A 24,937-nucleotide genomic window follows, 5' to 3' on the forward strand; every position below is an offset into this window, starting at 1 on the left:
CGGGCTAGACTGGGCGTCACCATGGCCACCCTCCCCCCGAGCCGGGCCCTCGCACGCCCGGCACTGCTGCTGTCGTTCCTGTCGCTCGCCTGCAACAACCCGCCGCCGCCCACCACGCCCGACCTCCCCCAGGTCACCCTGAGCGTGACGGAGCCAAACGCCGTGGGAAGCAGCTTCAAGCTCTCCATCGCCGTCTCCGGCTGCGAGCAGGTGCGGAGCCTGGAAGTGCTCGACAACAACGCGCTCGTCAAGCAGGTGCCCTACGGTGGCAACCCCACCGCGGTGGAGCTGGCGATCGGCGACCTGCGCTTTCCGCGGAACATCACGCTCGATCTGTCGCTCACCGCGCGCGTGACCTGCGCCGACGGGCGCTCCAACATCTCCCAGACCCAGCCGGCCACGTTCTTCCCGGTGGAAGAGGTGGTGGAGCCGACGCCCCCCAACTCGCAAGTGGTGCCGGACTACTTCGTCGTCGATGGCAGCGGCGCCAACGCGTCGTTCATCGGCTGCGGGCGCGAGGGCAACCTCTCGTACCTCTACAAGGTTCCGAGGAGCAATCCGGCGAACTACCAGAAGCTGCAGATGCCCATCCCGTGCGACGTCAGCACGACCATCACGGATCGCAAGCCCGCCGACACCACCGGCACGCGCTGGGTGTGGACTCCCCTGAAGGGCGCGTTCGCGATCAACACCAGCTTCAAGATCACCGCCACGAGCGGCCGGCTGATCGACTCCCTCACGGTGGCGCCGGATGGCAACGCCTTCCTCATCAAGGGCCGGAGCATCCAGCGCCTGGCCCCCAACGGGACGAGCGTGTGGGATCTCACGGAGCTCGGGTTCGCCGGTGAGATGCTCGGCGAGCCGTTCGTGAAGCCCGGAGCCACCGCCGCCGACACCACCGTGCTGGTACCGGTGTGGACCCAGCCCCAGGAGAGTGACGTCCTCGTCAAGGTGGGCGTCCTGAAATACGCGGACGGCACCCCAGTGGGCGAGCCGGACGAGATCGAGCTCACCAACGACATCCCGCTGGTGGCCTTCGATGACACCGGCACGGTGCTGTACCTGTCCATTCAGGGGCCCACGGCGGCGAACGTGAAGGCGTGCGCCATCGGCAAGGCGAGCCGGTGCCAGCCGGAGACGGACACCCTGCTGTGGATCACCGAGGATCTCCAGGGGAACATGTCCGCGCTGGTGCCGTACGCCAATGGCACGCGGCTGGCGGCGCTCACCACGAACCGGTTCTGGTTCCTGGATGTGAAGAGCGGCCTGACCAGCGGGCGCGCCCCCATCAACAAGGACCATCTGCCGCTCATCCCGACCGGCTCGCTGGTGACGCGCTTCGTGCAGCCGGGCCTGGGCAACAGCAGCATCTTCTACATGTTCAACAGCGCCGCCCGCACGGACAGCAATCCGCTGCCCTACCCGGTGGAGCTCGTCGCCACGGACGGGGCGGAGAAGGGCGAGCTGTACCGCTACCAGGTCCCCGGCGGCAGCGTGTATGGCGCGCTCGACGACGCGGGCGTGCTCTGGCTGCGCATCGGCCCCCGGCTGGTGAAGCCCTTCGCGCCGTCCTGGTACCGCGAGCGGCGCTGAGCCAAAGGGCATGAGGGAACGCGGGGGCTCGGGCGTGCGCGGACGGTTCGCGCCACCGGCCCCCGCAGCCATTCCCAACACCTCGTCATCCCGCTGCTGGGCGGCGGCGCGCGGTCGTCACCCCGAGCCGTTGAGAACACGGGGCCCTGCCGTCACGGTTTGTCCGCGACGAGCAGGGCCTCGACGTTGCCCGCGGGGCCCGGCACGGTCGAGTCCATCACCCCTCGCACCGAGAGGCCCTGCTCCCTCACGAAGGCGGAGATGGAGTCGATGGCCCCCTGGCGCGCGGCGGGGTCCTTCACCACGCCGCCCTTGCCCACCTTGTCCGGCCCGACCTCGAACTGGGGCTTCACCAGCGCCACCAGCAGGCCCCTGGGCTTGAGGAAGGGCAGCACCGCGGGCAACACCTGCGTCAGCGAGATGAAGCTCACGTCGATGACCACCACGTCCACCGGCTCGGGCAGGTCCTCGGCGGTGAGGTAGCGGGCGTTGACGCGCTCGCGCGAGCGGACGCGCGGATCCGTGCGCAGCTTCTCGTGCAGCTGGCCGTAGCCCACGTCGATGGCGTGCACGTGCGTGGCGCCCTCCTGCAACAGGCAGTCGGTGAAGCCGCCGGTGCTCGCGCCGATGTCCGCGCCCACCCGGCCGCGCATGTCCAGACCGAAGCGCTCGATGGCGGCCTTCAGCTTCAGCCCGCCCCGAGAGACGTAGGGCAGCACCTCGCCCTTGAGGCGCAGCTCGGACTCCACGGGCACCAGCGCGCCGGGCTTGTCCACCCGCTGGTCCCCCACCACCACCTGGCCGGCGAGGATGAGCGCCTGCGCCTTGGTGCGGGACTCGGCGAGCCCCCGCTCCACCACCAACACGTCGAGGCGCTCCTTGCGCGGTTTCACGGCAGGACCTCCTCCACGAGCAGGGCCAGGGCGGCGCGCCGCAGGCCCTCGGCATCCAGGCCCAGCTCGGCCCGCTGCACGCGCGCGTCCCCATGGGGCACGAAGGTGTCCGGCATGCCCAGCAGCTTCACCCGAACGCACACGCCCCTCGCGGCGAGCAGCTCCAGTACCGCGCCGCCCAGCCCGCCGTGCGTCGTCCCCTCCTCCACCACCACCACGCGCCCGCACGCGGCCGCCTCCAGCACCGCCGCCTCGTCGAGCGGGGTGACGAAGCGCGCGTCCAGCACGCTCCAGCCCGGCTCCGACGCCGAGGCCTCCAGCGCCGCCAGTCCCAGCGGCCCGAGCGTGATGAAGGCCACCCGCGCCTGCTCCGCCCGCTTCAGCCAGCGCGCCCCACGCACCGGCCCCGCGCCCGGGCTCAGCTCCGGAGGCAGCGTGGGCAGGGTGCCGCGAGGAAAGCGCATCACCGAGGGCCCGGGCAGGGAGAGCGCCGTGGCGAGCATCGCCGTCACGTCCTCGCCCGTCACCGGCGCCATCATCGTGAGGCCCGGAATGGGTCGCAGCGAGGCCACGTCGTAGGTGCCCTGGTGCGTGGCGCCATCCGCGCCCACCAGCCCGGCCCGGTCGACGGCGAACAGCACCGGCACTCCCGGCAGGCACACGTCGTGGATGACCTGGTCGTACGCGCGCTGGAGGAAGGTCGAGTAGATGGCGCACACCGGCCGCAGCCCCGTGGCGGCCAGGCCCGCGCAGAAGGTGACGGCGTGCTGCTCGGCGATGCCCACGTCGAAGACGCGCTCGGGGTAGCGCTGTTTGAGGCCCACCAGCGCCGAGCCCTCCAGCATGGCCGGCGTCACCGCCACCACGCGCGCGTCCCGGGCCATCACCTCTTCCAGCGCCGAGGCGAAGGCCTCGCTGAACGTCCGCTGGCCCCCGCGCGAGCGCACCAGCTTCCCGTCGCGCCACTCGTAGGGGCCCATGGCGTGGCCGCGCGTCTGCGTGTCGGCCTCGGCCGGGGGAAAGCCCCTGCCCTTCTGCGTGAGCGCGTGCACCACCACCGGACGCGTCGAGGCGCGGGCCTCGCGCAGCGCGTGCGTCAGCGCCCCGAGGTCATGCCCCTCCACCGGCCCGAGGTACGTGAAGCCGAGCCCCTCGAAGAAGCCCCGGGCCTCGCGCGTGCGCAGCAACGCGGGGATGGCGCCCACGTTGGCGGAGATGGACATCTGGTTGTCGTTGAGCACCACCACCAGCGGCAGGTGCGTGCCCCCGGTGTTGTTGAGCCCCTCGAAGGTGAGCCCACCGGTGAGCGCCCCGTCCCCCACCACCGCCACCACATGGCCGGGTCTGCCCTGCAGGCGCTTGCCCGCGAGCATGCCCAGCGCGGCGGAGACGGCCGTGCTCGCATGGCCCGCGGCCAGCGCGTCATGGGGGCTCTCGCGCGGCTCGAGGAAGGGGGCGATGCCACCGGCCTGGCGCAGGGTGCCCATGCGCTCGCGCCGGCCCGTCAGCAGCTTGTGCGCGTAGGCCTGGTGGCCCACGTCGAAGATGAGCGCGTCCTGGGGCGAGTGGAAGACGCGGTGCATGGCGACGATGAGCTCCACCGCGCCGAGCGAGGCTCCCAGGTGGCCACCCACGCGGCCACACAGGGAGACGATGTCCTCACGCAGCTCCTCGCACAGCCGGGGCAGCTCGGACTCGGGGAGCGCTCGCACGTCCCCGGGAGATTGGATGCGCGGCAGGAGCCGCTCCATCACGAGCTGCGCTCCACCGAGTAGCGCGCGAGCGCCGCCAGCGGGCCATCGTGCGGCTCCAGCGTCTTCACGGCGGCGATGGCCTCGGCCACCTTGCGCGCCGCGAGCTGCTTGGACTGCTCCAGTCCCAGCACCGCCGGGAAGGTGTAGCGGCCGGCCGCGGCGTCCGCACCCACCGGCTTGCCCATGGAGGACGCATCGCCCGTGACGTCCAGCACGTCGTCGGCGATCTGGAAGGCGAGCCCCACCGAGTCCCCGTACGTATCCGCGCGCGCCAGCGCGTCCGCGTCCCCACCGGCGGCGAGCACGCCCATGCGGCACGCGGCGCGGATGAGGGCGCCCGTCTTCAGCCGGTGCAGCTGGGTGAGGTACTCGATGCTCGCCGGACGGTCCTCGGCGATGTCCATCACCTGCCCGCCCACCATGCCCGAGGAGCCCGCGGCCACGGACAGCTCGCGGCACAGCTCGCCACGCACCGGCTCGGGGCCGCCCGCCACCAGGGCGAAGGCGTCCGTGAGCAGCGAGTCACCGGCCAGAATCGCCATGGCCTCGCCGTACACCTTGTGGTTGGTGGGTCGGCCGCGGCGCAGGTCGTCGTCGTCCATGGACGGCAGGTCGTCGTGCACCAGCGAGTAGGTGTGGATGAACTCGAGCGCACACGCGCTGTCCTCGACCACGCGCGACACGGTGCTCTGCTTCATCACCGCTTCGGCGAAGGCCAGACACAGCACCGGCCGCAGCCGCTTGCCTCCGGCCAGCAGCGAGTAGCGCATGGACTCGTGCAGGCGCGCCGGTACGTGCTTGCCCAGCTCGTCCGAGCGCGAGCTCAGCAACTTCTCCACGCGGGCCACCTGGGTCTGCAGGTACGAGTCGAGATCGAAAGACGACATGTCAGGGCACCTCGGGGGCGGGGGGCTGGATGAGCTCGCGCAGCCGCTTCATGAGGGCGTCGAGATCCAGGGGTTTGACGAAATAGTCGGCGGCACCGGCCTCCCGGCCACGCCGCTTGTCCTCGGGCTCCCCGCGCCCGCTGATGAAGACGACGGGGATGTCCTGGAACTGCTCGTTCTTCTTCACCGCCTTGCACAGCTCGAAGCCGTCGATCCAGGACATGTTCACGTCCATGAGGATGACGTCCGGCCGCTTGAGCTGCAGGGAGGAGATCAGCCGCAGCCCGTTGGCCGCGGCGTTGACCTCGAAGCCCTCCGACTCCAGGGCGAGCGAGAGCAACTCCCGCGTATCGCGGTCGTCGTCGACGATGGTGACTTTGGGCTTCGGCATGGGGATACGGATACTCCCGAGGGACTAGAACGGCACGTCGTCCTCGGGGGGCGGGGTGGACCGGGCGGCCCCCGAGCTTCCCCGCGACGGAGCAGCGGCCGGAGCCGAGGGCACCGCCGGCGGCTTCACGCCCGCCTGCAGTGGCACCACCGTGTCCCGGCCGTCCTCGTTCAGCAGCTCTTCAATCCGCTTCTCCGCCGCGTTGAGGAGTTGCTCACCCCGGCGGACCAGCTTGATGCCCTCCTCGAACGATTTGAGCGACTCCTCGAGCGTGAGGGTGCCGCCCTCCAGGCGTGCCACCACGTCCTCGAGACGCTGCACCACGTCCCCGTACTGCTCGGGGACCTCTTCCGCCGCCTTGCCCTTGCTGTCCTTCGCCACTGCCGGTCCACCTCGACGAGAAAAAGCCGCGGGACTCTAGAGGAGTGGCCTGCCCGGGTGCCAGGGGGACGTGCACCCGGACGTCAGCAATCCACCGGACCCTTCACCGCGGTGACGGTGGCCTCAATCTCCTCGCAGCCCTGGAGTGTCCTGGCCCCGTTGCTGGCGAATTTGATGCCGAGCACCTCGCCGGGCTGGACGTCCGCGATGGAACGCACCACGCCCCCGTCGCGAGTACGGAAGGTGACGGCATAACCGCGGGACATGACCTTCAGCGGACTCATGGCATCCAGCCGGCCTTCTAGGCGCTGGAAGTGCCGCTGTGCCACCGCCAGGGTGTCCTTCTCCAGGGCCACCATCCGCGCCTGTTGGTGGGCCAGCCGGGCGCGCAGCTCGGCCACCCGGGCCGTGGGCGACACGCGCTCGAGCTCCAACCGGCTCTGGGCCGCCCGGGCCCGCCGCTCCGCCACGTCCGCCCGCACCGCGTCCTTCAACCGCGCGGACAGTTGCACCAGCCGCGCCCGCTGCTCGGCCAACCGGGCCTGGGGACGCTGCCGCTGCAGGTGCTCGGAGTGGGCCTTCAGCTCCTCGCGCCGCTCGCGGAGCACCTGGCGCAGCACCCGCGTCATCGCGTCCTCGGCGTCCGACAACCGCAGCCGCTCCGTGGACAGGCGCCGCCGCGGGTCCTCGACCCCACCGCGCAGCGAGCCCAGCCGCTCGCGCAGCTCCAGCACCCGGCGCTCGGCCGCCTTGCGCAGACGCAGCGACTGCGTGGCCAGCGAGTACTCCAGATCCTGCAGCACCGGGGCGAGCCGCTCGGCCGCCGCGCTGGGCGTGGGCGCGCGCCAGTCCGCCACGAAGTCCGAGATGGTGAAGTCGATCTCATGGCCGATGGCGGACACCACCGGCACGGGCGAGGCGAAGATGGCGCGCGCCACCCGCTCCTCGTTGAACGTCCAGAGGTCCTCCTTCGAGCCACCGCCGCGCGTGACGACGATGACGTCCACGTCCGTGCGCGACAGGCGCTCAATCCCGCGCGCCACCTCTTCGGCCGAGCCCTCGCCCTGCACGCGCGCGTCGCACAGCAGCACGGACAGGCGTGGGTTGCGCGAGTGCAGCACGCGCAGGAAGTCCTGGAGCGCGGCGCCGGTGCGGCTCGTCACCACGCCGATGCGCCGGGGCAGGAAGGGCAGCGGACGGGGCTCGCGGATGCGGTTGTCGCCGATGAGGCCCTCGGCCGCGAGCCGCGCCTTGAGCTGCTCGAAGGCGAGCGCGAGCGCACCCTCCCCTTCCGGCTCCAGCTTGGAGACGATGAGGCTGTAGCGGCCGGCGGGCGCATACACGTCCACGCTGCCCTCGGCCACCACGGCCAGACCGTCGCGCAGGGCGAAGCGCAGCCGCGCCGCCTGCGAGGCCCACATCTTCACGTCGAGCGAGGCCTCCGCGTCCTTCAGCGTGAAGTACAGGTGGCCGCGGGCGTTGGGGCCGCGGAAGCTGGACACCTCGCCGCGCACCAGCACACGCGGGAAGCGCGATTCAATCGTGGCCTTGAGCTGCTGGGTGAGCTCGCCCACGGTGAGCACCGTGCGCGCGGGGGGCGCCGGGCGCGAGGGCGCACCGGGCAGCGACGGCAGGGACGCGGACACGTCCCGCAGCTCCGAGGGAGGCACCGGCTCGGCGGGCCGGGGTGGAGGCTCGGGAGGCGGAGACGACTTGGAGGCCGCGGCCGCCGCTGCCTTCTTGGGGGCGCCGAGCGGGCCGCCGAAGAGGTCTCCCTGTCCGGCGACGGGCTCCGGCGGGGCCTCTCCGGTGGCTCGACGTTTCTTCGTCACTTGAGCTTCTCGACCCAGCCCTTGGCCTTCTGGTACGTCTCGTCGTCGGGCGTGCTCATGGTCATGACGTCACGGAACATGGGCACGGCGTCCTCGGGATTGGCGTCCTTGAGGGCGTAGGCCTGCATGTACAGGTCCTTGGCCTTGGCGCGCAGCTCGTTGACGATGTTGTTGGCGCCGTTGTGGCTGGGGTCGGCCTGGAGGGCGCGCTGGGCGTTCTCCATGGCGCGGCCGTACTGGCCCGACGCCTTCGAGGACGAGGCCTGCTTGAAGAAGATGTTGGCCGCGCGCGTGCCCGCGTTGCGCGCCATCTTGCTGCCCTTGCCGTTGGTGATGCGCTTGTCCAGGTCCAGCAGGCGCCCCAGGCCCTTGGCGTCCAGGTCCTCGAGCCGCTTGTAGAGGTTGTCGAAGTCCTTCATCTGCGCCACCAGCGCCTTGCACTGGGACGCCTTCTTGGCGCAGTCGGTGGCGATATCGAGCGCGCCCTTCTGATCACCGTCGCGGAAGAGGCTGGCGGCCTCGTCCCAGGGCTTGAGCGTCTCCTTGGGCCTGGGGGGCGGCGGAGGCGCGTCGCGGATGGCGATGGCGCGCTCGACCTGCTCCTTGATCACCTTGGCGTCACGGTGCTCCGGCACCGCGCCGAGCAGGTCGTCGGTGACGGCCTTGGCCTGGTCGAGCTGCTTGTTCTCCAACATGGCCTGCGCGTCGCGCACGCGCTTATCGGCCTTGGCGGTGAGCGCCGTGTGCAGCGAGCGCACCTGCTCGAAGAGCACGGTGTCCTTGCTCACCTTGTTGATCGCGGAGGCCGCCGCGGCGAGCTGATCCTTCTCCAGCGCGCCCTTGGCCGCGTCGATCGCCTCCTGGTTCGGAATCTCCTTCTCCACGCGCGCCAGGTAGTCCGGCAGCTGCCCGTGGCTGGGTTCCACTTCCTGGAGCTCCAGGAGCTTCGCCTTGGCGTCCGCCCACTTGTTGTCGCGGATGAGGTTCTTGGCGTCCTGGAAGAGCGCGTCGATCTCCGCGCGGTGCTGCTGGGCGGCCAGCGCCTTCTGGCGCAGCGCCTCCGCCTCCTGCTGCTGCTTCATCTTCATGACGGCCAGCAGGCCCACCAGCATCACGAAGACGGCCGCGGTGAGGAGCAGCAGGCGCTTCTTGCGCTTCTGCGCGTTCGGATCCACCGGCGCCGCCGCCGCGCGGCCCCGCGAGGTGCGCACGCGGCCCTCGGGACGCGGAGGCGGACGGCGCGGCACGGCCAGCTCGCCACCCTCGCCCTCTTCTCCCTCCCCTGCCTCGGCGGCGGGAGCGGGAGCGGGGGCGGCCCGGCCACCCCCTCGGGTCGGACGCGCCGGGGGCATCGCCATCATCATCGTGGCGTTGGAGGCATCGTTGAACGTGACCTCCGTGTCGCCGAGCGTGAGGGTGTCGCCGTGCGACAGCGGCATCGCGTCGGTGAGGGGCTCGCCGTTGAGGAGGGTGCCGTTGCCGGAGCCCAGGTCGCTCACTTCCCAGCCTCCGCCCAGGCGGCGGATGAGGATGTGCTTGCGCGACACCGAGGTGTCCGGGATGCAGATGGGGTTGTCGTTGGCGCGGCCGACGACGTACTCGCCATCCTCCAGCGCGAACTCGTCACCGGCGCGCGGGCCGCCGGACACCACCAGCTTGGTGCCCATGGCCGGCAGGGGCGCCGCGGGCTCGGGCCGGGCGGCGGGGATGGCACCCGTGGCGGTCCTGCGCACCGCGGGTCGCTGACCCGTGGCACCACCGGAGGAGGCACCGCCGGCGGAAGCGCCCGAGGAGGAGCCAGTCGTCGGACGACGGCGTGGCGGAGGAGAACCGTTCGACATGGCAGATCACCACTTCGTTGCGTGCACGGGTACGGGCCTCACAGCCTGTACTCGCTGGCCTTTTCGGCCGCCAGATTGTGGCAGCGATGCGCCGGTGTAGGGAAGCGCCGGTTGATTTCGGCGAGGACCTGGGCCGCTCGCTTCCTGTCCTTGAACTGGATGTTCCGTTGGAAATCCAGCAACAACTGCCCACACTTCTGGTCCAGCTCCACCGCCACCTGGCCCAGCATGTACCGCACGTCCTGGTAGAGGTCGGGCTTCTCGTCCAGGGCCTCGAGCGTAATCCACGCCGAGCGGTAGTTCTCCCAGGCGAGCGAGAGGTTCTCCGAGCCGACGTCCTTGCGGTCGTAGAAGCTGCGCGCCTTGGCCACGGAGTCGCGCGCGGCCTCCAAGAGCGCCTCGGGGGTGAGGGCCGGCACGGGGATGACTTCCAGCCGCAGGTTCCACACCTTCCAGCCGTCCTGGCCGGGGGGGTTGTGCACGTTGTCGAAGACGAGCTGGTTGCGCTCGTTCCGCTTGAGCACCGTGGGGGAGATGATGAGCTGGAGCTCGCGCTCGGCGGAGTTGATGGTATCCGGCGGTACCCAGCCCACGGTGGTGGCGTTGACGGAGAGGGAGACCTCCTCCTTGGAGATGCCGCTGGCCTGGTAGCGCAGCACGACGACGGCGCGCGTGGGCGAGACGAACTCGAAGTCGAAGGCCTTCATGTCCGGCTGCTCCCACGTCACGCCCTCGCCCAGGCCGAACGAGTCCGGCACCGCCTGGAGGCCCAGCGCCACGGGCTCGGGGCCCTTGGAACGCAGCTCCAGCTTGGAACGGAAGACGTAGGTGAGCGCGCCCAGCATGCCCACGAGGAAGCAGGTCGCCACGGTGAGCAGGGCGATCTTCCCGCCCCGGGGCAGCTCGACCCACCACAGCGCGAGCTGACCGCCCAGGGTGTCGCCCAACTCACGGCGGCGCCGGGCCTTGTCGGCGGCGGACAGGCCGGCCGCGCCGGACGAAGCACGCGCGGCCGGTGCGGGAGCCGGGGCCGCCTTCGCCGGCGTACGCGGCTCGGACCGGACCGGGGCCGCGGAAGCACGGGGCTCGGGCCGGGCCAGGGGCGCGGATACACGAGGCTCGGGCCGGGAGGCAGGTGCGGAAGCACGGGGCGGAGTCCTGGGCTCGACGGGCGCACGGGCCTCGACCCGGGACACGTTCGTCGGCGTCTGGGGCTCGGGCTCGACGACGGGAGCCGCGGGCTGCGGCGGGACGACGATCTCCATCTCGCCCAGCGTCTCGGCGCGGGCGAGCGCCGCCCGGGACATGGCCCTGGGGGCTGGTGGGGCCGAGGGACGCGGGCTGGAGCGCGAGGGAGGCTCGGGCGCGTCTTCCACCGGGGAGAAGTCCGACACCGGGGCCAGCATGTCGTCATCCGTCTCCGCGCGCGAGAGCGTGTGGGGGTTGCGGCGGATGGGCCGGGTGAAGTCCGCGTCCTCCTGCGCCATGGGCAGCACGAGCTGGGTGGCGTCCGATTCGCTCGCGACCTCCTTGAAGACGAGCTCCACGGGCCCCAGGGAGATGCGATCGCCGTTCTTCAGCTCGTGCTCACCGGAGAGCGGCGCGTCGTTGAGCTGCGTGCCGTTGGAGCTGCCCAGATCCGAGGCGTAGTAGCGCCCGAGCCGGTCCGAGATGCGCACGTGCTTGCGCGACACACCGCCGTCCTGAAGCACCACGTCGTTTTCCGCGGTGCGGCCGATGGTCACGTCGGCCTGCTCGAAGGAAAGCACCGTCCCCTGTTGCAGGCCCCTCGCGATGGTGAGCTGGAAGCCCAGGGTCCTACCCCCCGACGTTCCCGAACATGAACTGGAACACGATGGGCCCGAAGAGGACCATGAACACCGTGGGGAAGATGCACGCGATGAGCGGGAAGAGCATCTTCACCGGCGCCTCACCGGCCAGCTTCTCGGCGCGCTGGGTGCGGTCGATGCGCAGCTGGGTGGACTGGATGCGCAGCACCTTGCCGAGGCTGGTGCCCATCTTGTCCGCCTGGATGAGCGCGGTGACGAAGGTGGTGAGCGGCGGCAGGTCCACGCGGACGATCATCGCCTTGAGGCCCTCCTCGCGCGTCTTGCCCATCTTCAACTGCTTGAGGACGATCTGCAGCTCCTCGCGCAGTGGGCCCGCCTTGCCCTTCTCCACCACCTTGGCCAGTGCGCCCGTGAAGTCCAGACCGGCCTCCACCGACAGCGTCAGCAGGTCCAGGCTGTAGGGCAGCGCGCGGGAGATCTGCAGGTGGCGCTTCTTCACCTGGTCATTCACCCAGATGAGCGGGTACCACACGCCGAACGCCGCGATGACGAGCGCCCAGGCCAGGTTCTCGTTCACCGCGTTGAACAGGATGAGGCCCGCCACCAGACCCACCACGGCGCCAATCTCCTGCAGCGCCATGATGTCCTCGGGCTTGTAGCTCTGGGGCTCGCCGGCCTTGATGAGCTTGCGGCGCATCTTGGACTCGTAGCCCGGCCACATCAGGCGCCGGTTGAGCGAGCCGAGCTTGCGGATCGTCACCGAGCCCACGCCCTTGACGCCACCGCTCGACTCGTCCCGGATTTCGGAGACGAAGCCCGAGAAGTAGTTCTGGTAGACCCCGATGCCGAGGAAGCCCGCGCTCGCCGCGAACATCAGCGCCGAGCCCCCCATCAACGTATAGGTGAGGACGTCGCTCATGGCCGATCCTTAGATATCGATATTGACGATGCGCCGGATGATGATCACGCCGAGCACTTCCATGACGGCGATGATCGACACCAGCACATAGCCGAACCAGTGGTCCATCATGGGCTCCATCAGGTCCGGACGCATGTAGTTGAGCACCATGCCGAGGATGGCCGGCATGGCCGCCACCACCCAGCCCTGCAGCTTGCCCTGGGCGGTGAGCGCGTCGATCTTGCCCTCGAGCCGGAAGCGCTCGCGGATGACGCTGGAGATGGTCTCGAACATCTCCGCCATGTTGCCGCCGAGCTGGCGCGCGATGTTGGTGGCCACCACCACGAGCTCCAGGTCGTCACTGCCCACCCGGCGGCCCATGTTGACGAGCGCCTCCTCCAGCGGCACGCCCAGCTTCACTTCCTTCACGAACAGGCCGAACTCCTGGGCCAGCGGCGGCTGGGCCTCGCGCGCCACGTGCTCGATGGCCTGCGGGAACGTCAGGCCCGCCTTGAACGCGTTGGCCATGGCCTGCAGCGCGTCCACCAGCTGCACGTTGAACTTCTTGATGCGCTGCTTGCGGTAGTGCTTCACCAGCATGATCGGCAGGAAGAAGCCGAGGATGGTGGCCCCCACGCACAGGATGGGGTTGAAGATGATGTACGACAGGATGCCCAACAAGCACATGCTGGCGATGTTGAGCACCAGCAGCTGACGGGCATCGATGAAGAGGAACATGTCGCTCAAGTCGTTCATCGACTTGACGACGTACCGCTCCTGGTACTGCTCGTAGGCCTTCGCCAGGACGGTGAAGATCACCAGGCTGAAGAAGAAGACCGACCCGGTGACGAGGAGGAGGACGATTCCGGCCAGCATGCGCGGGGACTTCCTTCAGCTGCGGGGGGGGGAGGAAGGAGGCGGGAAGGGTTACGGAGCGCCCGTGGAACCCACCGGGCTCTTCTCGGAGGTGCCGCCCTTGATGATCTGGATGATCTCGCGGCGCTTCTGCTCGAGCACGCGGGTGCGCTCACCCGACAGCAGCGTGCTGATGGTGGCGCGGCCACGCTCTTCGATCATGTCCACGTCCTCCTCGTTGCGCAGCGAGAGCGTGAGGTTGCCCAGCTCGCTGGCCAGCGTGAGGATTTCGGCCTCCTCGGGGATGACCATCAGCGTGATGTTGGTGTACTCGCGCTGGTGCTCGGGGATGAGGTTGACGTTGGTGGTACCCGTCACCTTGCCCGTGGCGAGGACGATCACGTTCTGCAGCAGCGTGACGGCCACGTTCTCGTCCGTCTGGGGATCGCGGAAGGTGCCAATCACGTCCACGTGATCGTTGGGGCGGATCCACCCGCCCACGGACGTGGTGGGCTTGGACTCGATGGTGATGGCGCGCACCTTCTTCTGCACCTTGGTGGACAGGCGCTCGGCGGCCTTGGTGGTCTCGAACTGGCTCCACAGGAGCGGGTCACCCTGCTGCAGCGCCACCAGGACCTTCTGGCCCACCACGTAGGTGGCCGAGTCCGGCTTCACCACGGAGGAGGTGACGAACTGCTCGGGGACCGAGCGCTGGTTGATCATGTCGAAGGAGATGACGGTGCCCTCGGGGATGTCCTGGGAGGCCACGACCACCGGCACCAGGTTCCAACCGCGACGCACGTCCGCTTCCTTCTTCTTGATGGCGGACCACGCGATGATGCCGGCCAGCAGGCCGAGCCCCAACGCGATAAAGAGCGGAGTCTTTCCCTTCAGCATGTCTCAAGGACCTCCAAAATCGGGGGGCGCCCGGGGGGGCGTAACTCGGTGGAGGAGCAGCGGCGTTGCAAGGTGGGGGCCCGGGGCACCAGCAGGTGGGATGTTATCCAGCACTTACCTAAATAGTCAAAGTCACGTTCCCTCGGCTGGCGGTGTGGTCCGATTTGGCGGGATCCCGTCCCGAGGCCGGGAGGGCCGGTCCTCCCGCTGAGACCCTCGCCTGCCTGGTCCCAAGAGGAAGTAAGGGTTGGCACGGACGTCGCTACGGGGCGGCGTCCATGAGACGAGAATCCTACCCACCCGGGGAGTCGGGTCAGGCGGCGCTCGAGACGGCCCTGGTGCTGCCGCTGATGGTGTTCCTGGGCCTGGGCCTGTTGCAGCTCACGCAGATGCAGCACGCGAAGCTGATGACCGAGTACGCGGCGTACTGCGCGGCCCGGGCGGGCATCGTGTGGAACGGGAGCAACGAGCGCATGCACGACGCGGCGCTCGTGGCGCTGCTGCCCACGCTGGGCCGCACGGACGGACTGGCGAGGCTGGCCCGGACGTGGACGCGGGCGCGGCTCCAGGACGAGGCGCTCCAGGCGCTCGCCTGGCCGACGAAGGACGCGCAGGTGCCGGAGTCGGTGAACGGGGCGCCCCTCTTCGGACAGGTGCGCGTGGATACGGTGGGCCCCTCCGGGTCCCCGGCGGTGCGCGGCGGGAGGTCTCCGGGCTCGGGCGGGCGCTGGGAGGAGCTGGACTTCGACGGGCCCGAGCGAGGGGGCGACGAGGGCGCGTACCGCGAGGCCACGGTGCTGAGCGTGCGGGTGCGCTACTGGTACGAGCTGCGGGTGCCGTTCGCCCAGTGGATTGTCTTCACCGCGTGGTGGGCGGCCAACGCGGGAGTGGCGCTGGGAGGCTCCCTCTACGCGCCGACGTTGGACTCGAAGGCGCGGCTGACGAATCGGCGGGGAGGCATTCGCGAGGTGGGCCTCGCGCCCGTGCGAGGGCTCGGGAGCCAGCGCGGCTACGACACGCTCCACCGCTCGGAGATGACCGTGCTGTGGGGGCTAGCCACCGGCACCCTCCCACTCCTCCCAGGGCGAGCGGGCCGGCACTACCTCATCCCGCTGACGGCCACCTACAGCATGCGGATGCAGTCGAACGTCTATTCCAAGTGGCTGATGCACCCGGACCCGGACGAAGGGGCGGTGTCGCCATGATGACCCGCGCCCTGCGCCGCGGTTTCGAGCGGCAGGAAGGCCAGGCCCTCGTGCTCGCCTGTGTGCTGATGCTGGTGTTGAGCCTCGCGCTCGTGACGACGGTCAACATCGGGCAGGGAGTCCACGAGCGGATCCGCCTGCAGAACACGGCGGACGCGGCGGCGTACTCCACGGCGGCCATGGAGGCGCGCGCGTTCAACTTCTACGCGTTCACCAACCGCACGCAGGTGTCCCACTACGTGTCGGCGATGATGTGGCAGTCGCTGGACTCGTTCCTGTTCTCCGTCCAGGCCTTCCTCACGGACGTCTACGGCTTCATGCGCACCATCGGCCCGTGCTTCCCCCGGGACAGCCGGAACGGCGTGTTCTGGCCGGCCGTGTGCACCCTGCTCGATGGCCTCCCCGCCATCCACGCCATCATGCGGGGGTTGGACCTCGTCTTCACCGTGCTCCGGGGAATGTTGCTCCTCATGAAGCCGGTGATGGAGCCCATCGACCGGGTCATCGGCCGGGTGGTGGTGCCCGGACACCGGGTGCTCAACTCGGTGATGGCCGGAGCGGCGACGGCGGTGATGCTGTCCACGTCGTCGTACGTGCTGGGCACCTCGAACGCCATCATCGCGGCGAATGATCCCGACGTGGACTCGCTCGTGCCGCAGACGCTGGCGGGGGCCATCAACCAGTGCCTCTACAGCCGAGCACACGACAAGGCGGCCAACGGTACGCCCTCGAGCCCGGTCAATCCGTTCGCGCCGTTGGATCCCACGAAGCATGGCGAGTCCGACAAGGTGGCCCGGGCCAAGCGGGTGATGGCGAGCATCACCAACGCCACGCGCTTCTCGTGCGACTCGAAGAGCGGCCCCTGCCCGGAGGCGATGGTGACGAACCGGCGGCTGGGAGACCTCATGCCCATTCCCCGGTGGCTCGAGCCGTTGAAGACGGTGCTCGATGGCTTCCCCAAGTGGGGCCAGACGCGCTTCCTCACCTACCGGCTCGGCCAGGGCGGCATGGAGGCGACCCAGGGCAAGGCGTCCCGGGGCCGCAACAACCTCCGCGAGTCGCGCGACCTGCCCGATCGCCCCATGGGCATGCTCGCGCAAGGGGATGTGCTCGGCGCGGATGACCCCTACTCCTTCGCGTTCCCCGGGCCGGCCTCCATCGACGTCGGAGGTGCTCAGCTCTTCAACCCGCTGCGCTGCCCCCGGCAACCGGACGCGAAGGATTCGCGCACCTGGCGCGATTGCTGGGGCGATCCGCGTGGGAACAAGAACGACACGCTGAAGACGAGCATCTGGGCCATGAGCCGCACGGACCTGCGCGAGAACGGCATCCACTGGCGGGTGGTGTTCCCCGGGGAGGCCTCGAAGCCGGAGGACCGCAACGTGGGCCTCTCCGAGTCCAGGCCGTGCCTCGCGAAGCTCTCCGGCGTGTGCCTCTTCGAGATGTCCGTGTACGTGGCCAACGTCCGCATCGACCCGAACGACGAGAACCACCCCTGGCCGGGGCTCGTCCCCTTCCCCCACTTCGAGCCGGGCGACTACGCGAAGGACTGCGCGGGAGGAACGAATGATCCACCGAGCATGGCCGCCATGGCTGGGCGCCGGGATGACTTCAATCAGCCCTCCACCTGGGTGCTGCTCAACAAGCGCACGGGGAAGCACCCGGGCACCCCGGGCCAGCTCAATGCCCAGGGCCGGCTCACCTTCTCCTTGGGTGGGACCCCCACGACGCTGGACCTCGAGAGCGACCGCGAGGCGCTGACGCTCGGAGGGCTCGGGCTGGCGCCGGGGATGAACGTCATCTCGCGCGGCCAGACGTATTACCACCGGCCCGGCAACTGGACCGAGCAGCCCAATTTCTTCAACCCGTACTGGCGGCCTCGTCTCGCGGCCGTCTGGCAGGGCAAGGACTCGCTGCCGCTCGTTGGCTCGATGGTGAGCGCACTGCCGGATGCCCTCCAGGACTCGCCCGCGCAGCTCATCACCCACTGAGATCCGCCATGCTCCGACTCCTCGTGCATTCGAAGGCAGTCCCTCGCGGCGCCGCCACCGTCGAGCTCGCGCTCGTGGTGCCACTGCTGGTCTCGCTCCTGATGTTCAGCGTCTTCTTGGGTGACGTCATCCGGGCCCGGCTCAAGCTCCAGGAAGCCAGCCGGTACGTCGCATGGGAGCTGAGCAGCTACCCCTCGAGCGACTACGCGACGGCGGACCATGACAAGGCCTTCGACACCGCTCGGAACGCCACCGTGAAGGAGGCGGCTGAACGCTACGAGGACCTCGACTCCATCGAGCCCCAGGGCAGGTTCGGCTTGCTGCTGCGTGCCTCGCCTCCGGAGGTGAGCATCCAGAACCAGCCCGTGGCGGGTATCGACCTGAGCCGCGTCTTCCCGGGTGGCCCGGGTGGTACCGGGCCCGAGGCGGCCGCCGCGGTGGGCAAGCCGCTCGGCTTCTTCCTGGAGCAGTTCCGCTTCAACACGCGGGGACAGGTGGAAGTGGAGGTCTCCAGCACGCTCGTCAGCCACATGCTGCCCCGGCGCTACCTTCAGAGGGAGCAGCACGGTTTCTTCGATGTGGACAACTGGGGCGGCAGGGACCTGAGCCACCTGCTGGTGAAGAGCCGCTACACGCTCGTCGCCAACGGCTGGCACCTGCCCGACGGAGAGGATGCCGTGATGAGGTCCGGACGGGCCGGCGTGCACGAGGATGGCTCGCCGCATGGCCTGTCCTCGCAGGTGGGCCGGATGAAGTTCCTCGGCGTGGGGAACTACCTGGACCGGGTGGGGCTGGACCGGCTCGGCGCGGTGGCCCGCTTCCTCATGCCCGACTTCCTGGGCACCTTCGTGGTGTCCCATAACTACGTGCCCGGAGAGAGCGCTCGCGGCTGCAACAAGACCCGGCACGGCGCCCCCATGGGCCTCAACAACCTCAACGCCTACCCCGGCCTGGACGACCCCGCCCAGCGCTGCTTCGACACCGCCCCGTTCCGCGACACCCAGGAGTACGACCACTCCCTCTACCGGAAGATGTTCATGGCTCGCGGTGCCTTCTTCATGGGCTGCAAGAACGCCCAGGCCGACATACCCAACATGCCCGGCCTCGACTCCCAGCTGTCCCGCGACAGGAACGAGCAGAGGATCCCATGCGAGTAGGTACCTTCTTCCTCCTGCTCCTGCTGTGGGCGGCTCCGTCGCGGGCGGAGCAGGAGCTCGCCGTCTACCCCGGCGCCGTGCACACGCGCATCGGCAGGGAGCTGCTCATCGGCGGCCAGTACCACCGCATGGCCTACTTCACCACGACGGACTCCCTGGTGAAGGTGGCGAGGTACTTCCACGACTCGTGGACGAAGCAGGGCTACCCGGTCGTCGTGAACGGAGACCTGACGCAGGAAGCGGTGGTGTCGGCCTTCTACACGCGCGAGGGACTCCAGCGTGCCGTGGTGCTGCGCACCCACCGGGGAAGAACGGTGGGCTTCAGCGTGCTCAAGGACCTGTGGCTCCAGGAGCAGCCTCCTGGCTCCGGTGGGGGTCCCTTCATCCAGGTGGAGGGCTCGGTCTTCAGCGCGGACGTGGGCTCGCGCGACGCGGATGGAGGCTCGCTGCACCGCACGCAGGTGGTGGAGCGCGGTCTGGAGGCGGTGCGCCAGGAGCTCGTTACCCGGTTCACCCGCGCGGGCTACTCGCCGGTGCGCGAGTCCGGGGGCCGGCTGGATGGACAGCGCACCCTCGTCCTCGAATACGCCCGAGCGGCCGAGCAGGCGCTCATCACGCTGGTGGAGTTGGAGCCGTCTCGGGTGGCCCTGTCGCAGACGTGGGTCGGGGCGGACGCGCGGGAGAAGAAGCCATGAGCGCGCTCGTCTGCGTCCTGTCGCTGGCCCTGTTGGGCGCCGCTCCCCTGGAGCTGTCTCCCGAAGGCCGGATGCTCTTCGCGGCCGCTCCCGAGCGGCTGGATGCGCGCGTGGGCGAGTGGGTGACGTACGAGATGAATGGCGGGCCTCAACCGGGCTTCCTGCGCCTGGCCGTCGTCGCCGAGCAGAAGGACGCCCGGGGCCGGGACGCCGTCTGGGTGGAGCTGGAGTTTGGCCAGCACCTGGAGCTGAAGGCCCCCCTGGCGCAGTTCCTCATGCTGGTGGCTCGCGACACGGGGCTGCGCGCGGAGGGGGTCTCCCGCCTGCTCGTCACCCAGGGGTTCGAGAAGCCGCAGGAGGTGGACACGAACGCCCTGCCCTTCTTCCTGGGCCCGCCCGGAAAGGCCCCGCCCCGCCCCGCCCTACCGAATCCCTCGGCCTGGCTGCCCGCCGGAGAGGGCTCGACGCTCCGCCGGGGGCCGCCCACGCCGCTCATGACGCACGCGGGCACGGTGATGGCCGAGCCCCTCGAGGTCCGCTATCGACAGCTCGTCCTCCAGCGCTACTGGGTCAGCCGCGAGCTCCCCATCCTACACCTGGCGAAACTCGAGCTCCCTCCCATCCGATACTCTCTGGAGGTACGCGACCATGGCTTGGACGCCCGGCCGCGCATGGTTCCTCCCTCCCCGGGAGACAGGAAAATCACCTTGGAGCCCGCCAGCAACCTGCCCCCCCACTTCCAACTACAGCCACAGTCTGGTACCGCTTCGGGTACGGAGGAGAATCGCCCATGAAGATGAACGCCCGCCGCCCCCAGATCCGCCGCCGTCACCCCCGCGGACAAGCGATGGTGGAGTACTCCTTCCTCAACTGGATCCTGATCTTCATGCTCATCGTGATGATGAGCGTCGACATCGGTAACGGGAAGGAGAAGATGAACGTCATCGACGCCTTCCTGCGCGCCTATCAGGTCTATTACGACTCGTTCTACTTCGTGCTGAACCTGCCGTTCCCGTGAAGAAACGGGCCTCCTCCGCCACGCGGCCTCCCTCCCCGGTTCCGCTCCGTGTCCTCCACGGAGTCATCTTCGGGGGCTTCACCGCGATCTGCCTCGTGGCGGACTGGCCCGAGCTGGCGCATCTGGTCCGCACCCAGATGCAGCCCTTCCACGCCGGACCGCCCCCTCGTCCGGAGCTGGTGCTGGCGGCGCTCGCCGCGCTGGTGGGCATGACGGCCGTGCTGGTGCAGGGCGTGCGTGGGCGCGGCATCCGGCTGTACTTCTCCCTGCTCATCCTCGGCGCCCTGGTGCTCTCCCTCTGGGGCTACCGCGATGGGCTCGTGACGGGGCGGACCGCCGACTCGGCCAACCTGAAGATCCTCCAGGTGACGCGGGCGCTCCACGAGCGGATGGTCGACTCGCTGCAGTCCCGCGGCGCCACTCCCGAGGACGTGGGCCCCTGGCAGGCCGCGCTGGAGCAGGTCTCGCAAGGCGCGCCCACCCCGGTGCGCACGCGCTCGCTCCAGCCCCTGCCCTTCCGCATCCAGAAGGTGGACTCGCCCGACAAGCTCCCCACGGAGGTGCCACCGGGCACGCTGCTGCTCTACGTCATGGCCGACGGCGTGGCCTTCGAGCTCCATCCCGTCGGCCTGTCGCCCTCGGGAGAGCCCTGGCCGCTGCGGGAGCCGCAAGGAAAGCCCCTCGTCTTCCGCGGCGTCTTCAATCCGAGCCTGATGCAGCGCCGCTGAGCGGGCGCTCTACTGCATCGCGGGAGAGGCGGCCTTGGGCTCGCTGTCGGCCTCGTCCGCGGACCGCAGCTCGCCTTCCAGACGGCGCTGCGCCAGGCGGGCCTCGCTCGAGCCGGGCGCCACCCGCGTCACCCGCTTGCAGAGCTCGATGGCATTGCGCCGGTTGCCCAGCGCGGTCTCCGCGTCGCACAGCCGGGAGAGCACGTCCACCAGTTGGGAGCCCTGGGCGCCAGAGGTCAGCGCCGCTCGCAGGAAGGCCACCTCCTGCTCCCGGTCCCCCGAGCGGCGAGCCACATCGGCCTGCCGCAGGAGCTCCGAGAGAGAGGGAGCAATCCTCCCGGCCGACTTCGCGGCGGGCTTGCGCGCCACATCCGACTTCTTGGCTTCCGCGGACTCCAACTGCGCGTAGGCGCCAGAGGCAGCGGCCGCGGGAGGCTGATACTGGGCCGGAGCCGGGGGCGGCGGGGGCGGCGAGGCATTGGCCACCTGGGCACGCGGAGAGGCTGGCTGCGCGTCGTCGCCCATCGCGTCCTTGCTCATCCCCATCGCCGGGCGCGAGGCCGAGCCGATGATCTCCTGCTTCGGGCTGGGAGGCGCGTACTGCGCCGCCTGGGACTCGCCAGGCAGAGGCTCTTCCGCGGGGCCCGCCACGTCCGCCGCGGCCATGGCTTCCTGCGCAACGGGCTCGGCCTCGCGCTCCGCCATCGCCGTGGAGGGCGCGCCCTTGCCGAGGAGCGAGCCGCGCTCGAGCTTCGACGGCGCCCGAGTCCCGAGTCCCTCGAGGCCGCTCGACTCCTTGTCGGCGTACGCCGCGGACTTCTTGGCCGGGAAGCCGCCACCGCTGCCGGCTCCCGCGTTGGACCAGTCCGACTGCTGCACCGCGCGGCGCGCCGGCTGCGGCGACGCCTTCGTCGCCATGGGCGCGTTGCTCAACTCGTCGCGCATCTTCTCGTCCATCTGCTCGTGCAACTTGCCGGTCTCGGCGGAGACCGCGGCGGGCGCTGGAGCAGCGGTGGGCGCGGGCCCGGCGGGCGAGGCCGGTGCTTCCGACGCGGCCACGGCCTTGTCCTCGTTGCGCGTGGCGGGCTCGCGCGGGGCCTCCTGCTTGAGCGCGGGGCGCAGGTCCACCTCGCGGTTCACCTGGACGACGACGACGCCGAAGACGCTCAGGGCCGCCACGCCCATCGCGGGCGCGAGCAGGCGGCGCCACCAGCGGGGTTCCGGCTCGGGGCCCGCCGCGGACCGGCGAGCGGACTGCTGCGCGTACGCCAGCAGCGACTCCAGCCCCGCGTCCGGCGCGGACTGCAGCGACAGGCGGGACATGGTGGTGCGCACGCCCCGGATGCCGTCGAGCGCCTCCGTGCAGCGCGAGCACCCCTCGACGTGCTGCTCCACCAGCCGGGCCTCGGAGGGGGGCAGCTCGCCGTAGGCGAAGTCCAACAGCCGGTCCTCGTGTGCGTGGGCACCCTGGGGCTTCATCCCGCCACCGTCCTTCCATCCTCGGCCAGGTCGCCGTCCACTCCGAGCTCGGCCAGGCGCCGGCGCAGGCCCTCGAGGGCGTAGCGCATGCGGCTCTTCACCGTGTTCTCGGACACACCCGTCACCTCGGCGATTTCCTTGAAGGGGACGCCGCTGTATTCGCGCAGCACGAAGACCTCACGCTGCTCCTCGGGGAGGCCGGCCAGCGCGCGCTCGAGCAACGGGCGCACGCGGGCGTTGTAGGCGCCGCGCTCGGGGCTCACGCCCTCGTCGGGGAGGGCCTCACCCAGGGACCGGCCCTCGCCGTTCTCGGCGCCGTTGGCGGGCGCCTCCAGCGAGGTCGCCTGCCGGTAGCTCTCTTTGCGCGCGCTGTCCACGCAGAGGTTCCTCGCAATCGTGTAGACCCAGGTGGTGAACTTCGCTTTCGCCTCGTACTCCGGCGCGCTGCGCACCACCTTCAGCCACGTCTCTTGAAGCACGTCTTCCGCCCGAGCACGGTGGCCGGTGAAGCGGAGGATGAAGTTGAACACCGGCGTCCGGTGCTTGCGCACCAGCACCTCGAACGCACGTGCGTCTCCCGCCCGGAAGGCGAGCATCAGCCGTTCGTCTGAGGTCTCCGGTCCCAACACTCCCCCGTTTCAGGGCCCCTTGTTCCAGTCCTCACCCCTCACACCCGCTTCAACGGGTGAGGGGCGAATCGGGTCTACCCGTTTTTGGCCCTTTGTAAGTGGCGAGAATGACAGGGCGCGTGGCCTCTGTCATCAGGACAGCTCGCCCGGCTGCCCCCCTGCTCACGGCCCGACCAGGGCGCGCATGAAGGCCCGGTAGAGGCGCCAGAACGGGCCCTGTCCATGCCCGGCTCTCGGGGGAAAGGCCCGCGTGTCCATGTCCGGCAGGAAGGCCGCGCCCCGGCCGCTGGCGAACTGCCAGACGGGAATGGAGAGCAGCCCCATGAGCGCGTGCAGCTCCGTCTGGTACGGGGTGCGGAACCCGGGGATGGGCTCGTCGGGGCCGGACAGCTCGGTCGCTCCTCGCGGGTCCCCGAACCAGTCGCAGGCCAGGCGCAGCAGCGGAGACTGGAGCGGCTCGCGGACTCCGAGGTGACGCGTCGCCACGAGGTCCACGGCCAGCGCGTCCGCGCCCGCGTAGATGCGGCGAGGCACCGGAGGCCGCCGGCAGCCGAGGATGCCCACCAGCCCATCCGCCGCGTGCTCGAAGGCGTCCACCACCGCGAAGTGTGGCGGGAAGTCGAGCAGGGGCATGAGCAGCGCCGTCTCGCGGCTGGCGAAGCGCTCGGCGAAGAGGAACTCGTCGAAGCGCGCGCCCACGCCCTGGATGGTCGCGATCGACAGGTGCGTCAGGTCCACGGGATGGCTCCGGGCCTTGGAGAACACGAGGCGCACGTCCGCGTCCTTCCAGGCGCGAGCAATCGTCGATTGCGCCATGCCCCGGCTGTACGCATGCGGGAGCTGCTCGGCTTCCAGGTCGACGATGCGGTAGGCGGGCGAGGTGAAGCCGAAGTAACGCGCGACCTCGTGCACCCCGCGCCCGTCGAAGAACAGGTCATAGAGGTTGCCCGCGTCGGCGACGGCGATGTCCTCGATGCCCAGCTCGCGCAGCCGTAGGGCCAGCGCCTCGACGAGCTCCGGGTCCGTGATGTTGGAGCGGTCGTCGCGGTGGTAACCCAGCATGAAGCTGACGCGCAGGAGGACCCGGAGCGAGGACACCGGCCGGCCCAGCGCCTCGGCACGGGCTCGGAGCACCTCCACGAGTCCCGCGTCCTCCACGGCGCGGCGGAGCGCCTCCTGCTTCGACTCGGAGGCAGGGGCCTGATGGACGATGACGCGCCCGCCCCGGCCCACGGGATGCGAGCGCAACGGGCCCGAGCGAAGCTCACGGGGAAGGAACAGCTCATCGGCCCGGCCTACCGAGGAGGCCAACGAGCCGGTGGTCGCGCGCACCGCATCCGCGTCATCGAGCGTCTCCATGAGGGCGCGGAACACGAGGGCGTGCTTGTTCTCGTCGGAGTGCATGCGCGCGAACCACGTGCTCGCGCCGGGGGGCAGCCCCGGGACCCTGGCGGCAACCTGGGCGATCCGCTTCCACCCCAGAGAGGCACTCTCCTCCGCATCCACCTGGAGCGCGCAGTACTCCCGGAGCGAGAGCCGCCGGAGCTTGTGGCGCATGGGCCGAGGCACCTTGCCGCCCAGCCGGCCCAGGAACACGACACACGAAGCGAGGAGTGTGGAGAGGGGCGCGCGCGCGAAGGAGGCGTGGTGGAGGACGGCGATGGACCAACCGGCCAGAGCCCCCGCGAGATGCGACAGCCACGTGAAGAGACGCACGCGCACCGAGCCGATCCGCAGCAGCACGCCGCGCGTATAGGTGGCGTGCATCTCCTCGTCGCGCCAGGCCCAGGCGAGCGCCTGCCGCAGGAGCGCGCGGCTGTCCTCGGGCATGGTCACGGTCGCGAGCCGCTCGCGCATCACTTCATCGCGGTACGCCACGGCGACGATGCGCTCACGTTCGAGCGCGAGCAGGAGCAACGCACGAAGCTCCTCCGTGGGCCGCCCGCGAAACCGCTCCGCCCATGCGTCGAGCTTCCGCTGGAACTCCTCCGAGACCGTCTCGGTGCGCATGGGCTCCTCCCGG

The 24,937-nt window shown here is 70.1% G+C and carries 22 protein-coding genes; 8 read left to right on the forward strand and 14 right to left on the reverse strand.

From position 1 onward, the window contains the following. The first annotated feature begins 21 nt into the window (after positions 1 to 21). Entirely contained in the window at positions 22 to 1,593 is a 1,572-nt protein-coding gene (locus ACJ8AN_RS31385; RefSeq protein WP_407759208.1) for a hypothetical protein, read from the forward strand. A 152-nt stretch (positions 1,594 to 1,745) separates the two neighbouring features. Here the strand turns inward: ACJ8AN_RS31385 and ACJ8AN_RS31390 are convergent, their stop codons facing one another. From ACJ8AN_RS31390 to cpaB, 11 genes are all read right to left on the reverse strand, one after another. Further along, positions 1,746 to 2,486 carry a TlyA family RNA methyltransferase gene (locus ACJ8AN_RS31390; protein WP_407759209.1) on the reverse strand — a complete coding sequence of 247 codons (741 nt, stop codon included), beginning with the start codon at positions 2,484 to 2,486 and terminating at the stop codon, positions 1,746 to 1,748. Further along, complete coding sequence (locus tag ACJ8AN_RS31395) at positions 2,483 to 4,237, reverse strand: 1-deoxy-D-xylulose-5-phosphate synthase (RefSeq protein WP_407759283.1); 1,755 nt, start codon at positions 4,235 to 4,237, stop codon at positions 2,483 to 2,485. Before ACJ8AN_RS31395 ends, ACJ8AN_RS31390 begins: the two co-directional genes overlap by 4 nt. After that, complete coding sequence (locus ACJ8AN_RS31400; RefSeq protein WP_407759210.1) at positions 4,237 to 5,127, reverse strand: polyprenyl synthetase family protein; 891 nt, start codon at positions 5,125 to 5,127, stop codon at positions 4,237 to 4,239. Before ACJ8AN_RS31400 ends, ACJ8AN_RS31395 begins: the two co-directional genes overlap by 1 nt. A gap of 1 nt (position 5,128) precedes the next feature. After that, positions 5,129 to 5,518: a PleD family two-component system response regulator gene (locus ACJ8AN_RS31405; protein ID WP_407759211.1), complete on the reverse strand. Its 390-nt coding sequence runs from the start codon at positions 5,516 to 5,518 to the stop codon at positions 5,129 to 5,131. Positions 5,519 to 5,542: 24 nt separating this feature from the next. After that, a complete protein-coding gene (gene xseB / locus ACJ8AN_RS31410; protein ID WP_407759212.1) occupies positions 5,543 to 5,899 on the reverse strand; it encodes an exodeoxyribonuclease VII small subunit in 357 nt (118 codons plus the stop codon). Between the two features lie 83 nt (positions 5,900 to 5,982). Further along, positions 5,983 to 7,731, reverse strand: a complete 1,749-nt coding sequence (gene xseA / locus ACJ8AN_RS31415; RefSeq protein WP_407759213.1) for an exodeoxyribonuclease VII large subunit — start codon at positions 7,729 to 7,731, stop codon at positions 5,983 to 5,985. Beyond that, positions 7,728 to 9,464 (reverse strand): FHA domain-containing protein, encoded by a 1,737-nt coding sequence (locus tag ACJ8AN_RS31420; RefSeq protein WP_407759214.1) that lies wholly within the window; start codon positions 9,462 to 9,464, stop codon positions 7,728 to 7,730. The genes xseA and ACJ8AN_RS31420 overlap by 4 nt, the downstream gene beginning before the upstream one ends. 146 nt (positions 9,465 to 9,610) lie before the next feature. Continuing rightward, positions 9,611 to 11,386 carry an FHA domain-containing protein gene (locus tag ACJ8AN_RS31425; protein ID WP_407759284.1) on the reverse strand — a complete coding sequence of 592 codons (1,776 nt, stop codon included), beginning with the start codon at positions 11,384 to 11,386 and terminating at the stop codon, positions 9,611 to 9,613. A 4-nt stretch (positions 11,387 to 11,390) separates the two neighbouring features. After that, positions 11,391 to 12,281 (reverse strand): type II secretion system F family protein, encoded by an 891-nt coding sequence (locus tag ACJ8AN_RS31430; protein ID WP_407759215.1) that lies wholly within the window; start codon positions 12,279 to 12,281, stop codon positions 11,391 to 11,393. A gap of 9 nt (positions 12,282 to 12,290) precedes the next feature. Continuing rightward, complete coding sequence (locus ACJ8AN_RS31435) at positions 12,291 to 13,136, reverse strand: type II secretion system F family protein (protein WP_407759216.1); 846 nt, start codon at positions 13,134 to 13,136, stop codon at positions 12,291 to 12,293. Between the two features lie 51 nt (positions 13,137 to 13,187). Continuing rightward, the gene (cpaB, locus tag ACJ8AN_RS31440; protein WP_407759217.1) at positions 13,188 to 14,012 is read right to left on the reverse strand and encodes a Flp pilus assembly protein CpaB; all 825 of its coding nucleotides are present in this window, start codon (positions 14,010 to 14,012) and stop codon (positions 13,188 to 13,190) included. Between the two features lie 278 nt (positions 14,013 to 14,290). Here cpaB and ACJ8AN_RS31445 point away from each other — a divergent pair, with 278 nt between their 5' ends. From ACJ8AN_RS31445 to ACJ8AN_RS31475, 7 genes are read left to right on the forward strand one after another with little or no spacing between them, the layout of a single operon-like run. After that, positions 14,291 to 15,217 (forward strand): TadE/TadG family type IV pilus assembly protein, encoded by a 927-nt coding sequence (locus tag ACJ8AN_RS31445; protein ID WP_407759218.1) that lies wholly within the window; start codon positions 14,291 to 14,293, stop codon positions 15,215 to 15,217. Then, positions 15,214 to 17,208 (forward strand): pilus assembly protein TadG-related protein, encoded by a 1,995-nt coding sequence (locus ACJ8AN_RS31450; RefSeq protein WP_407759219.1) that lies wholly within the window; start codon positions 15,214 to 15,216, stop codon positions 17,206 to 17,208. Before ACJ8AN_RS31445 ends, ACJ8AN_RS31450 begins: the two co-directional genes overlap by 4 nt. Positions 17,209 to 17,216: 8 nt before the next feature. After that, positions 17,217 to 18,365, forward strand: coding sequence for a TadE/TadG family type IV pilus assembly protein (locus ACJ8AN_RS31455; protein WP_407759220.1), 1,149 nt, complete (start codon positions 17,217 to 17,219; stop codon positions 18,363 to 18,365). Then, a complete protein-coding gene (locus ACJ8AN_RS31460; protein ID WP_407759221.1) occupies positions 18,356 to 19,060 on the forward strand; it encodes a hypothetical protein in 705 nt (234 codons plus the stop codon). Before ACJ8AN_RS31455 ends, ACJ8AN_RS31460 begins: the two co-directional genes overlap by 10 nt. Beyond that, entirely contained in the window at positions 19,057 to 19,854 is a 798-nt protein-coding gene (locus ACJ8AN_RS31465; protein ID WP_407759222.1) for a hypothetical protein, read from the forward strand. Before ACJ8AN_RS31460 ends, ACJ8AN_RS31465 begins: the two co-directional genes overlap by 4 nt. After that, positions 19,851 to 20,078: a hypothetical protein gene (locus ACJ8AN_RS31470; RefSeq protein ID WP_407759223.1), complete on the forward strand. Its 228-nt coding sequence runs from the start codon at positions 19,851 to 19,853 to the stop codon at positions 20,076 to 20,078. The genes ACJ8AN_RS31465 and ACJ8AN_RS31470 overlap by 4 nt, the downstream gene beginning before the upstream one ends. Next, positions 20,075 to 20,806, forward strand: coding sequence for a hypothetical protein (locus ACJ8AN_RS31475; protein WP_407759224.1), 732 nt, complete (start codon positions 20,075 to 20,077; stop codon positions 20,804 to 20,806). The genes ACJ8AN_RS31470 and ACJ8AN_RS31475 overlap by 4 nt, the downstream gene beginning before the upstream one ends. A gap of 9 nt (positions 20,807 to 20,815) precedes the next feature. Here ACJ8AN_RS31475 and ACJ8AN_RS31480 read toward each other — a convergent pair whose 3' ends face one another. The 3 genes from ACJ8AN_RS31480 to ACJ8AN_RS31490 all read right to left on the reverse strand — a co-directional run bounded on the left by ACJ8AN_RS31480 (position 20,816) and on the right by ACJ8AN_RS31490 (position 24,924). Continuing rightward, a complete protein-coding gene (locus ACJ8AN_RS31480; RefSeq protein ID WP_407759225.1) occupies positions 20,816 to 22,285 on the reverse strand; it encodes a zf-HC2 domain-containing protein in 1,470 nt (489 codons plus the stop codon). Beyond that, positions 22,282 to 22,914: an RNA polymerase sigma factor gene (locus ACJ8AN_RS31485; RefSeq protein WP_407759226.1), complete on the reverse strand. Its 633-nt coding sequence runs from the start codon at positions 22,912 to 22,914 to the stop codon at positions 22,282 to 22,284. The genes ACJ8AN_RS31480 and ACJ8AN_RS31485 overlap by 4 nt, the downstream gene beginning before the upstream one ends. A gap of 162 nt (positions 22,915 to 23,076) precedes the next feature. Continuing rightward, on the reverse strand, positions 23,077 to 24,924 hold the full coding sequence (locus ACJ8AN_RS31490; RefSeq protein WP_407759227.1) for a DUF362 domain-containing protein: 1,848 nt from the start codon (positions 24,922 to 24,924) through the stop codon (positions 23,077 to 23,079). Positions 24,925 to 24,937: the final 13 nt, after the last annotated feature.

Origin of the sequence: Archangium sp., assembly GCF_045802675.1 — a bacterium.
Taxonomy (GTDB): Bacteria; Myxococcota; Myxococcia; order Myxococcales; family Myxococcaceae; genus Archangium.

Coding starts and splice junctions, on each gene's coding strand:
- ACJ8AN_RS31430 (WP_407759215.1), bottom strand. CDS start 12,281: ATGAGCGACGTCCTCACCTATACGTTGATGGGGGGCTCGGCGCTGATG.
- ACJ8AN_RS31400 (WP_407759210.1), bottom strand. CDS start 5,127: ATGTCGTCTTTCGATCTCGACTCGTACCTGCAGACCCAGGTGGCCCGC.
- ACJ8AN_RS31405 (WP_407759211.1), bottom strand. CDS start 5,518: ATGCCGAAGCCCAAAGTCACCATCGTCGACGACGACCGCGATACGCGG.
- ACJ8AN_RS31450 (WP_407759219.1), top strand. CDS start 15,214: ATGATGACCCGCGCCCTGCGCCGCGGTTTCGAGCGGCAGGAAGGCCAG.
- ACJ8AN_RS31490 (WP_407759227.1), bottom strand. CDS start 24,924: ATGCGCACCGAGACGGTCTCGGAGGAGTTCCAGCGGAAGCTCGACGCA.
- ACJ8AN_RS31395 (WP_407759283.1), bottom strand. CDS start 4,237: ATGGAGCGGCTCCTGCCGCGCATCCAATCTCCCGGGGACGTGCGAGCG.
- ACJ8AN_RS31480 (WP_407759225.1), bottom strand. CDS start 22,285: ATGAAGCCCCAGGGTGCCCACGCACACGAGGACCGGCTGTTGGACTTC.
- cpaB (WP_407759217.1), bottom strand. CDS start 14,012: ATGCTGAAGGGAAAGACTCCGCTCTTTATCGCGTTGGGGCTCGGCCTG.
- ACJ8AN_RS31435 (WP_407759216.1), bottom strand. CDS start 13,136: ATGCTGGCCGGAATCGTCCTCCTCCTCGTCACCGGGTCGGTCTTCTTC.
- ACJ8AN_RS31460 (WP_407759221.1), top strand. CDS start 18,356: ATGCGAGTAGGTACCTTCTTCCTCCTGCTCCTGCTGTGGGCGGCTCCG.
- ACJ8AN_RS31445 (WP_407759218.1), top strand. CDS start 14,291: ATGAGACGAGAATCCTACCCACCCGGGGAGTCGGGTCAGGCGGCGCTC.
- ACJ8AN_RS31470 (WP_407759223.1), top strand. CDS start 19,851: ATGAAGATGAACGCCCGCCGCCCCCAGATCCGCCGCCGTCACCCCCGC.
- ACJ8AN_RS31465 (WP_407759222.1), top strand. CDS start 19,057: ATGAGCGCGCTCGTCTGCGTCCTGTCGCTGGCCCTGTTGGGCGCCGCT.
- ACJ8AN_RS31455 (WP_407759220.1), top strand. CDS start 17,217: ATGCTCCGACTCCTCGTGCATTCGAAGGCAGTCCCTCGCGGCGCCGCC.
- ACJ8AN_RS31385 (WP_407759208.1), top strand. CDS start 22: ATGGCCACCCTCCCCCCGAGCCGGGCCCTCGCACGCCCGGCACTGCTG.